Raw genomic sequence first — 2,783 nt, forward strand, 5'->3', positions numbered from 1 at the left:
TAAGCTCTGAAATCGTCATGTGTCGAAGCCCTCAAAGGCTCCGAACATCGTCCCTCACGTCAACGCGCGAAAGGTGCCACCGGAACAGCGCTTACCAAAGGAAGCTACTTCCCAAGCTTACTCGAACCACGTCGAACGGCCGAGAAGGCTCTGGTGGCGGTGATTCAGGAACTATACGTCCATGGGATCTCGTCGCGCTCGGTCGACGATCTGGTCAAGGCGATGGGTGCGGGCGGCATGTCGAAGAGCCAGGTGAGCCGCCTATGCGCCAACATAGACGAACGGGTGAACGCCTTCCTCACGCGACCGCTGGAGGGCGCCTGGCCCTACCTCTGGCTCGAGGCCACCTACCTGAAGGTGCGCGAGGGCGGTAGGATCGTCAGCCGTGCGGTGATAATCGCCGCGGCGGTAAAGCGCGAGGTGCTGGGCGTCGCCATCCGAAGCCGAGACGTTCTGGACCGACTTCCTGCGGTCTCTTGCCGATCACGATCTGCGTGGCGTGAAGCTGGTCATCGCCGACGGGACAAGGGTTTACGCGCGGCCGCCGCCGGGTGTTCAACGCCACGCACCAGCGCTGCCACATTCACTGGATGCGCAACGCGCTTGCCCATGCGCCGACGAAGCGGCGCATGGGCGGTTGCGGCGATGCCGAAGTCTATCTTCGCCCAGGAAACCAAAGCCGACGCCGAAACCCAGTGGGAAGTCGTTGCCGACGCGCTACGCGAGAAGCAATCCGAGCTCGGCGCCCTGATGGACGCCTCTCGCGACGACGTGCTGGCCTACATGTCCTTCCCGCGCGAGCACTGGGCGCAGATCGCCAGCACGAATCCGCTCGAGCGCGTCAACCGCGAGATCAAGCGGCGGGGCGACGTCATAGGCATCTTTCCCAATGACGACGCCATCGTGCGCCTTGTCGGCGCACTGATGCTGGAGACCAATGATCAATGGGCGGTGGCGCGGCGCTACATGCACTTCAAACGCTCGCTCGTATAACAGACAATCCAACCATCAGGCTGCCCGCCGTGGCCGCCTGATCAGCGTCGGACCTCTCCGAAGGTCGGCGCTCCTACACCATGCCGCGGGACATCACCTGCGAAAGTTGGCAAGGCAGGCGAAAAGGCCGGCAATGCATTGCCGACGACCCTATGGCGCGACATCTTCTCGCTAACCGGTGAAGCACGTCCCGGCCTGCCGATTTTCTCGGTTCAAGCGAGATAAAAAGTTGCGCCAAGATCGAGATACCGGAAGGTTGATTAGGTGTCTTAAACATGATGGGCCTCACATAAAGATTGTCAGGGGACCCATTCTGCCACAGTACATTCGCTGTCCAATTCCTCCTAGGATCTCACAGTAATCATCATTTTTCAGTTCCCCAGCTTGATGCATATTTGTTGTTAGGCTGCCGCTTCGTGCCAAGCCGAGCGTAGTACCCTCAGCCAGTTGTCGTGGCAGATTTTCGCCAAATCGGTGTCGCCATATCCAGCGTCCCGCAGTGCCGCAACGAGGTTCTGGAGCCCAGCGACGTCGCCGATTTCAGCCGGCACGGTGGTGCCGTCGAAGTCCGAGCCCAGCCCCACGCCGTCGATGCCGACATGCTCGACCAGATAGTCGATGTGGCGGATCATGTCGGAAAGCGGGGTGTCGACACGCTTCAAGCCATCCTCGCGTAACATGGTGACGGCGAAATTCAGCCCGACAAGGCCGTTGCTTTCGCGCACAGCCGCGAGCTGCTTGTCGGTCAGATTGCGGCTAATAGGGGTAATGGCGTGCGCGTTGGAATGGCTGACGATCAGCGGTTGGTCGCTGAGTCTGGCGACATCCCAGAATCCTTTTTCGGTGATGTGGGCGAGATCGACGGCAATGCCAATGCGGTTGCATTCCGTGACCAGCCGCTTGCCGGCTTCGGTCAGGCCAGGCCCGGTATCAGGGCTCGACGGGAAGGCAAACGGCACTCCCTGGCCAAAGACGGTGTTGCGGCTCCACACCGGGCCGAGCGAGCGCAGGCCGGCGGAATAAAAGACGTCGAGCGCGGCGAGTTCGGCATCGATGGCTTCGCAGCCTTCCATATGCAACACGGCGGCGAACTTGCATTCGGCCTCGGCGGCATCAATGTCGGCACTGCTGCGGCAGATTTTCCAGCCGCCGGCACTCTCGATCCGGAAGGCGATCGACGCCATGTCGACGGCGATGTCGAGCGAGGGAGAGCGTTCAAGCGGCTGAGAAAGCGGAATGGCATAGTGGCCGTTCTCGTCGCGCACTTCATCCTGCATGTTGGGCGAGGTCACATAAATCGCGCACAGGCCGCCGGCGAGGCCGCCTTTCCTAGCGCGCGGCATGTCGATATGGCCCTGCTGGGTGCCTTCGACGAACTCGGCCACCGGATCGCCACCCTTGGTTGCGTTGTTCCACAAACGGTAAAGCACATCGTTGTGGCCGTCGAAAACTTCCTGCATCTCAAAGCTCCAGCGATAAGCGGAATGCTCCGCCGCCTCTATGTGCGATACCCGAGAAATGAGCCCGCACCTATATGTTCAATGTCATCCGGGAGCACCCTTCCCCTGGTTCGAAGATCCAGTTTTCCGGTTCAGGGCGTGGTTGATCAACCTCGCAAAGTGACAACTGGTAGAGAACTACCTGCGCCTGGATCTTTCAGCCGCCAGGATCTCGATCATTTCCCTTCCGGTAGTTAGGCATTATAGATGGAAGCCTGATTGAAAGGACGCACTCTCTCTATCGTGCCATTGACGGATGAGTCTGTTCACGGCTTCGCTCTGGTCGATGTG

1 protein-coding gene and 1 pseudogene are annotated in these 2,783 nt (G+C 60.2%); one reads left to right on the plus strand and one right to left on the minus strand.

Annotated elements, in window-relative coordinates; all coding sequences use genetic code 11:
• Nucleotides 1-90: 90 nt before the first annotated feature.
• Nucleotides 91-1,034: pseudogene (locus BLT09_RS33270) on the plus strand (IS256 family transposase); the annotation flags it as partial.
• 360 nt (nucleotides 1,035-1,394) lie between these two features.
• Here BLT09_RS33270 and BLT09_RS33275 read toward each other — a convergent pair.
• Nucleotides 1,395-2,453: a dipeptidase gene (locus BLT09_RS33275; protein ID WP_091600661.1), complete on the minus strand. Its 1,059-nt coding sequence runs from the start codon at nucleotides 2,451-2,453 to the stop codon at nucleotides 1,395-1,397.
• Between the last annotated feature and the right edge of the window lie 330 nt (nucleotides 2,454-2,783).

Source organism: Mesorhizobium muleiense, assembly GCF_900099905.1.
In the GTDB taxonomy this organism is placed as follows: Bacteria; Pseudomonadota; Alphaproteobacteria; order Rhizobiales; family Rhizobiaceae; genus Mesorhizobium; species Mesorhizobium muleiense.